The sequence below is a fragment of the Amycolatopsis sp. NPDC059235 genome, assembly GCF_042754125.1.
GTDB lineage: Bacteria > Actinomycetota > Actinomycetes > Mycobacteriales > Pseudonocardiaceae > Amycolatopsis > Amycolatopsis albidoflava.
The window spans coordinates 1-7,103 of record NZ_JBHZAG010000179.1; the positions used below are offsets into that span (position 1 = coordinate 1).

General features: G+C 69.2%; 7 protein-coding genes. 3 read left to right on the forward strand and 4 right to left on the reverse strand.

All coding sequences use genetic code 11. The features are described from left to right. Positions 1-100: 100 nt before the first annotated feature. The 4 genes from ACFXI3_RS46915 to ACFXI3_RS46930 are packed head-to-tail and all read right to left on the reverse strand — an operon-like array spanning position 101 to position 2,547. Positions 101-550: a hypothetical protein gene (locus ACFXI3_RS46915; RefSeq protein WP_378408700.1), complete on the reverse strand. Its 450-nt coding sequence runs from the start codon at positions 548-550 to the stop codon at positions 101-103. Further along, positions 547-1,002 carry a hypothetical protein gene (locus tag ACFXI3_RS46920; protein ID WP_378408702.1) on the reverse strand — a complete coding sequence of 152 codons (456 nt, stop codon included), beginning with the start codon at positions 1,000-1,002 and terminating at the stop codon, positions 547-549. Before ACFXI3_RS46920 ends, ACFXI3_RS46915 begins: the two co-directional genes overlap by 4 nt. A gap of 15 nt (positions 1,003-1,017) precedes the next feature. Further along, positions 1,018-1,815 (reverse strand): SDR family NAD(P)-dependent oxidoreductase, encoded by a 798-nt coding sequence (locus ACFXI3_RS46925; protein ID WP_378408704.1) that lies wholly within the window; start codon positions 1,813-1,815, stop codon positions 1,018-1,020. Between the two features lie 15 nt (positions 1,816-1,830). Beyond that, positions 1,831-2,547 (reverse strand): SDR family NAD(P)-dependent oxidoreductase, encoded by a 717-nt coding sequence (locus tag ACFXI3_RS46930; RefSeq protein ID WP_378408706.1) that lies wholly within the window; start codon positions 2,545-2,547, stop codon positions 1,831-1,833. Between the two features lie 142 nt (positions 2,548-2,689). On the opposite strand from ACFXI3_RS46930, the gene ACFXI3_RS46935 reads away from it, so the two are divergent. From ACFXI3_RS46935 to ACFXI3_RS46945, 3 genes are read left to right on the forward strand one after another with little or no spacing between them, the layout of a single operon-like run. Then, positions 2,690-4,561 (forward strand): primary-amine oxidase, encoded by a 1,872-nt coding sequence (locus ACFXI3_RS46935; RefSeq protein WP_378408708.1) that lies wholly within the window; start codon positions 2,690-2,692, stop codon positions 4,559-4,561. A 23-nt stretch (positions 4,562-4,584) separates the two neighbouring features. Beyond that, positions 4,585-5,373: a molybdenum cofactor biosynthesis F family protein gene (locus ACFXI3_RS46940; RefSeq protein WP_378408710.1), complete on the forward strand. Its 789-nt coding sequence runs from the start codon at positions 4,585-4,587 to the stop codon at positions 5,371-5,373. A 3-nt stretch (positions 5,374-5,376) separates the two neighbouring features. Further along, positions 5,377-6,987, forward strand: coding sequence for an amidohydrolase (locus ACFXI3_RS46945; RefSeq protein WP_378408712.1), 1,611 nt, complete (start codon positions 5,377-5,379; stop codon positions 6,985-6,987). Positions 6,988-7,103: the final 116 nt, after the last annotated feature.

A 7,103-nucleotide genomic window follows, 5' to 3' on the forward strand; every position in this document is an offset into this window, starting at 1 on the left:
TTATTTCGTTGTGGGCACCCTTTCGGTAATTTTATACCCGGGGGGTCCCCAACCGGCACCTCCGCAGCGTGCACCGAGCCGGGCGGGAAGAGGGGAACGGTTAGGCGGCGGGCTGGTCGATCCGGTCGGGAAGCGGGTCCCCTTCAGGAGAGTCCGCGGCGAAGACCGGCGTAGTCCCCGCCATGCTGAGGTACCCGTCGATACTGCACCTGATCGCGAACCCGTACCCGTCGGAGGTGCTCGCGTAACCGGCGGGCGGCGGATCCTCGAGGAACTCCGTCGCCCAGCCCCGGTCGCGCCACGAACGCATCGTCAGGTCGAGGTACTGATCGGCCGTCGCGGCGGTGGCTCCGAGCACCCAGTAAGCGATGTCGAAGAACCGCCGGGTTTCGTCGAGGCCGAAATCGTCGGACAGGGTGACCCCGCGGTGAAAGGCCGCGTTGGGCAAGTCCGGATGCCGCCGCACCAGTGCCGATCCGGGCGGCAGGGCGCGGAGGGTTTCGGTGAAATGGCCGAGCAGCCGGGCCCGGGCCTCGGCTTGAGTCGTCACGTCGGCTGACCGGCGGCTTCGCGGAGAACCTTCGCGGCGGCGTTTCGCACGTCGTCCAGCACCCCGGTGGCCCACGCTTGCGTGTCGGCGTCCTTGAACTGGCTGTCCACCACGCCGGTGAGAACGGTGGCGGCCCGCGCCATCGCGGCGGCCAGCGTGCCGACAGCGTCTGCCACCTGGTCGACCCAGTCGTCGCCGTAGGCGTCGGACACGACCGCGACCGGCAACTGTTCGACGTTGTAGAAGGTCCGGCTGGCCTCGCGCGCCGCCGCCAGAATCGCGAACACCCGGTCGGCGAGCGCATCGCGTGCGCGCGCGACCGGGTGTCGCGGATACGTCATGGCCTCATGGCCGAGCAGGACCTCGACTTCCCGGGCGATCACCACGGCCTTGTCCACGAACCGCCGGTTGGCCTCAGCTGTCTTCGCCGCCCAGTCCCCCTCGAACGTCATCCGGCCATTATCGGACTACATCCCCGCCCGCTCAAAGGCCAACGTGGGCAAGTCGACAGCGTGCGCCCCGCCGTCCGCCACCAGCACCGCACCGGTGATGTACGAAGACTCCGAAGACCCGAGGAACCGAACAATAGAAGCAATTTCCTCCGGCTCGGCAGGCCGCCGCAACGGCACCTCGGCAGTCACCCGCCGGTACCCCTCGTCGTGCCCGCCGTCGAAGCCGGCCGCCTCGGCGAACACCTCCATCTCCCCGTCCGCCATCGGCGTCCGGACCCACCCGGGGCACACCGCGTTGGCCCGAACCCCGCGAGGCCCGTAATCCCGGGCAATAGACCGGGTCAGCCCGATCAACGCGTGCTTGGCCACCGTGTACCCGGCGACATTGGGCCCGGCGAACAACCCGGCCAGCGAAGAAACAATCACGACCTGCCCGCCGCTCTCCACCAGGGAAGGCAACGCGGCCCGGCAAAACACAAAAGCACTGGAAAGATTGGACCGGAGCGCGATTTCCCATTCCTCGTCCCCGGTGTCCACCACCGAAGACAGCCCATGCCCGCCGGCATTGGCCACGATCACGTCCAGCCGCCCGTACTTCTCGAGAATCTCCGCGATCGCCGCCTCCGCGTCCTCGCGAACACTGGCGTCGCAAGCGATCACATGTGCACCAGTCTCCGCAGCGACCTTCTCCAGCGGCTCCCGCCGCCGGCCCAGAACCACGACCTGTGCGCCTTCGCCGGCGTACCGCCGAGCAACCGCAGCCCCAATGCCCGTCCCTCCGCCGGTAATCGCCACGACCCGCGTGTCTGCCATCGTCATTTCTCCCTTTCAAGCAGGAAACCCAGACCGAGCCGATACGCCGAAGTCGGCGAGCAAGGCCTGTCCGTTCACCGTCCGCGCCCGCGCGGAAGCCAGATACACCACCTGCTGGGCGACCTCCTCGGCCGCCTGCACCGGAAATCCCGGTTCGTCCAGCAGATCTCCCAAGTCCCCCCGCGCCATCGGCGTATCGACCACCGACGGGCACACGCAATTGACCCGGACGCCGTCGAACTCCACCGACAACGCCCGCGTCAACGACACCACCGCGCCCTTCGACGCGCAGTAGGGCACCATCCCCGGCGCACACACGAACGCCGAATCGCTGGCCAGGAAAACGATCGAGCTCCCGTCTCCCAGCCACGACCGCGCGTGCTTCGCGACCAGGAATTGCCCCAGCACGTTCACCGACATGACCGCGGCGAAGTCCGCGGCGCTGGTCTCCGCGAGCGGCCGTCCGACCGGCCCGGAGATCCCCGCGCAGCCGACGACCACGTCGATCCCGCCGAACGACTCCGCCACGAGCTGCACCGCCGCGGCGACCTGCCCTTCGTCGGTGACGTCCGCCCGGGCCGCGACGACCTCCCCGGGAAGCGACGGCGGCCGGACCCGATCCACCACCCCGACCCGCGCGCCCTCCGCCAGGAACGCCCGCGCGCAGGCCAGCCCGATCCCGGACGCGGCGCCGGTGATCAGCACGGCCTTGCCGTCGAGGTCCAGTCGCATGGCGCAATCCTGCAGCAACGGCCCTTCCGGGGATTGGCAGCGAGTGCATCCTTGTTGTCAGCGACCGCATGACCCCCCGAGCCCGGCTACCGCTAACCCCGGGCCACCGCGAACACTGCGGCGAGGAGCGCGAAGGGACACCATGAGCAACGCACACCCCCACCCCCTTGACCCGCTGACCGCCGACGAGCTCGCGGCAGGCCGGGCCGTGCTGGAGGCACAGGGGCTCGTCACCGAGACGACCCGGTTTCCGCAGGTCCTCCCGGTCGAGCCGGACAAGGCCGCCGTACTGGCCGGTGCTGAGACCGACCGCCGGATCCAGTTCACCCTGCTCGACACCGCGACCGGCGAATCGGCCGACGCGATCGTCTCGGTGACCGGCGAGACGCTGGTCAGCCACGAGAAGTGCGGCGAGGGCCAGCCCCCGTATCTCTTCGAGGAGTACGACCTGGCCGAGGCCATCACCAAGGCCTCCCCGGAGTGGCAGGCGGCCATGCACCGCCGCGGTCTCGGCGACCGCATCGAGCACGCGTTCTGCGCCCCGCTCGCCCCCGGCTACTTCGGCCGCGAGGACGAGACCGGCCGGGTCATCCGTTCGCTCACCTTCCTGCGCGAGGACGACGCCGACAACCCCTGGTCCCGCCCGGTCGAGGGCCTGGTCGCGCACCTCAACCTCACCGAACAGCGCGTGCTCCGGGTCGAGGACGAGGGCGACGCTGCGGTCCCCCAGGACTCCGGTCGCTATGGCCACCACCCCGCGCGGACCACGCTCAAGCCGATCGAGATCACCCAACCGGAAGGCCCGAGCTTCCAGGTCGACGGCTCGCTGGTGACGTGGGAGGGCTGGCAGCTGCGCGTCGGGTTCAACGCGCGCGAGGGCCTCACTCTGCACCAGCTGACTTTCCAGGACCGCTCGGTGCTGTATCGCGCGTCGGTGCCGGAGATGGTCGTCCCCTACGGCGACACCTCGATCGGCCGGTTCTGGATCAGCTACTTCGACGCCGGCGAGTACCTGCTCGGCAAGAACGGCAACAGCCTGCGGCTCGGCTGCGACTGCCTCGGCGTCATCCACTACTTCGACGCCTTCCTCGCCGACGACCACGGCCAGCCGGTGCGCGTGCCGAACGCGATCTGCATGCACGAGGAGGACTACGGGATCCTCTGGAAGCACACGGATCTCGACGGCAACGCCGAGGTCCGCCGTTCCCGCCGGCTGGTGATCTCGTCGATCTCCACCATCGGCAACTACGACTACGGCTTCTTCTGGTACCTCTACCTCGACGGCACCATCGAATGCGAGGCCAAGGCGACCGGCATCGTCTTCTCCGGCGCCGCCGAGCCAGGTTCCGCGCATCCGCACGCTTCCGAGATCGCGCCCGGCCTGTTCGCTCCGGTGCACCAGCACCTGTTCTGCGCCCGGCTCGACTTCGCCGTCGACGGCCAGCGCAACTCGGTGTACGAAGTGGACGCTGTCGGCATCCCGATCGGCGAAGAAAACCCGTACGGCAACGCCTTCACCTGGAAAGCCACCGAACTGCGCACCGAACAGGAAGCGAAGCGGAACGCGAACCCGGCGGCCGCGCGGGTGTGGGAAGTCCGCAGCACCGAACACACCAACCGGCTCGGCGCGCCGACCGCGTACCAGCTCGTGCCGCGGCCGTCGGCGACCCTGATGGCGCAACCGGAATCGACGGTCTACCAGCGCGCGACGTTCGCCACGAACCACCTGTGGGTCACGCCCTATGCGCCCGGCGAACGCTTCCCGGCGGGCGACCGCCCCAACGCGCACCCGGGCGGGGCGGGCCTGCCCGCGTGGACGGCGGCCGACCGCTCCGTCAGCGACACCGACGTCGTGCTGTGGCACGTCTTCGGCCCGACGCACATCCCGCGTCCGGAGGACTGGCCGGTCATGCCGGTCGACTACTCCGGATTCATGATGCGCCCCTACGGGTTCTGCGACCGGAACCCGGCACTCGACCTGCCCTCGGCCGCCCACGGCCACTGTGACCACTGACGATGAACACTGAGGATGGCTCCATGCCCGCGACCAACCTGTCCGACACCTCCACCTGGCTCCCGCTCGACGGTCTCGCTCCCGGCTTCGACGCCAACAAGGCGGCCACTGTGGACGATCTCGACAACCAGTCGTTCACTTTGGACTGTGCCGACGGCGGCACCTTCTCGATCAGCTTCACCAGCGGCCGCGCGTCGTGGAACGAGGACGGCGCCACCGGCGAGACCGCTTCCGAGACGTTCTTGGTCGACGCCGGCCTGTTCTACGTGCAGTTCCACCCCGGCGCGGAGACGTCGTTCAGCCTGCTGCTGGACGTCCGCCAGGGCCGCGCGCTGGTCATCACCAGCACGATCGGCGACGGACTTCCCCGGGTGACGCAACGGTTCCGTCCCGCGACCATCCAGGGCCGCGAGGCGCACGGCGAGGAGATCGCGCCCAGCACGGCGTTGATCGGCCGTCGCGTGCAGTGGGTGTACAGCGAAGAGCACGCGTACGAGCACGTCTACCTCACCCCGCACTGGTACAGCTGGCAGTGCCTCTCCGGTCCGGAGCGCGGGCTCGCCGACACCGACGAGAACTCCGTCTACCAGATCCGGCCCGGGATCTACGTGTTCACCTGGCGGGAGAAGGTCATCCCGTGCGCGTCGGTGACCGTGGCCGACCACCGGAACGTGCGGGACCTGCGGTCGCACGGTTCGCTGTTCGGGCTGGGCGAGGACGGCAAGACGCCGACGCACTTCACCTTCGGCGCGTACGGCCGGCTGCTCAGCAACACCGTCTATTCGCCGGACTACGACCCCGCTGGACAGTGACCCGTGGCGCCTGAACTGCTCCTCACCAACGCCACTGTGTACACAGTGGACGAAGATCGGCCGTGGGCGACCTCGCTCGCGGTGGAGAACGGCCGGGTGACGACCGCGGAAGCCGGCCCGGACACCGAGGTCCTCGATCTCGGCGGCGCGTTCGTGCTGCCCGGCTTCGTGGACGTGCACAGCCATCACGCGCTCGCCGGCCGGGAATTGTTCGAGCTGCGCCTGAAAAGCGGCTCGGGTCTCGACGAAATCCTCGCCGCGGTCAGGGAATGGGCAGCGGGACTCGACCCGGGCGAATGGGTGGTCGGCGGCGCCTGGCCGTCCACTTTGGCCTCCGAGCTCGGCCACGATTCCGTGCGGCGGGCGCTGGACGAGGCGGCAGGCGGCCGTCCCGTGGTGCTCATCGAGGACAGCAGGCACAACCGGTGGGCGAGCAGCCGGGCGCTGGAACTGGCCGGGATCGACGCGTCCACTCCGGACCCGGCGGGCGGGACGATCCACCGCGACCTGACGAGCGGCGCGCCGACCGGCTTGCTCATCGAGACCGCGGGCTTGGCGGTGGAGCGGGCGATGCGGGACACTCGCGCGCTCACCGCCGAGCAGCACGCCGAGGCGTCGCGCCGGGCGATCGAAATCCTGCACTCGTACGGCATCACGGCGTTCCAGGACGCCGGCGCTACCATCGACATCCTCACCGCGCTGAAAACCCTTGACGACGCTGGGGAACTGGCCGCGTGGGTAGTGTCGTCGATGCTGGTGAACGACCCGATCTTCGGCGCGGACCCGATCGGCAAGCCGCTGCTCGACCGCGCCGCGGAGTACCGCAGCGAGCACCACCGGCCGGATTTCGTGAAGATCTTCCTCGACGGCACCCCGCCCGCGCACACCGCGGCGTTCCTGGAGCCGTACCTGCACCACGAGTGCTTCTGCGGCGACGTCACGATGCCGCCGGAGGAGCTCGCGGATTGGCTGGACGTCGCGGTCTCGGCCGGTCTTTCGGCGAAGATCCACTGCGCGGGCGACGCGGCCGTCCGGGCCACTTTGGACGCTGCCGGCGCCCTGCGCGCCCGCGGCGACTACACGACGAAAATCCAGGTGGCGCACGGACAGTTCATCCACCCGGACGACCTGGAACGGTTCGCGACGCTCAACGTGTCGGCGGACATTTCGCCGTTCCTGTGGGTGCCCGGCGTGATCCCGGACGCCATCTCCCAGGTGATCCCCGCCGAACGCGCGGCGCGAATGCAGCCGAACCGCGCCCTGCTGGACACCGGCGCACTGGTCGCCGGCGGTTCGGACTGGCCGGTGAGCGAATCCCCGAATGCCTGGGAAGGCATCGAGGGCCTGATCACCCGGCAGGACCCGTACGGCAAGCATCCGGGGAGTTTGTGGCCGGAGCAGGCGATCACGCTGGCCGAGGCGATCCAGGTCTTCACGCTGAACTCGGCGCGGGCGTGCGGCCTTGACGACGTGACGGGATCGCTGACGCCGGGGAAGTCGGCGGATTTCGTGGTGCTGGACCAGGATCCGTTCAAGACTCCGGCAGATCAGCTGGCCGGGATCACGGTGCGGGAGACGTGGTTCGGCGGCAAGCGGGTGTTTACGCGGGATTAGGGCTCGTGCGTGGTTATGCCGGTTCTAACCGGCATAACCACCCCCCAGGCTGTTATACACATAACCGAGCCCCCCAGACCAACTTGGAAGTGGTATGGCGGCGTGTGGGTGGTAAG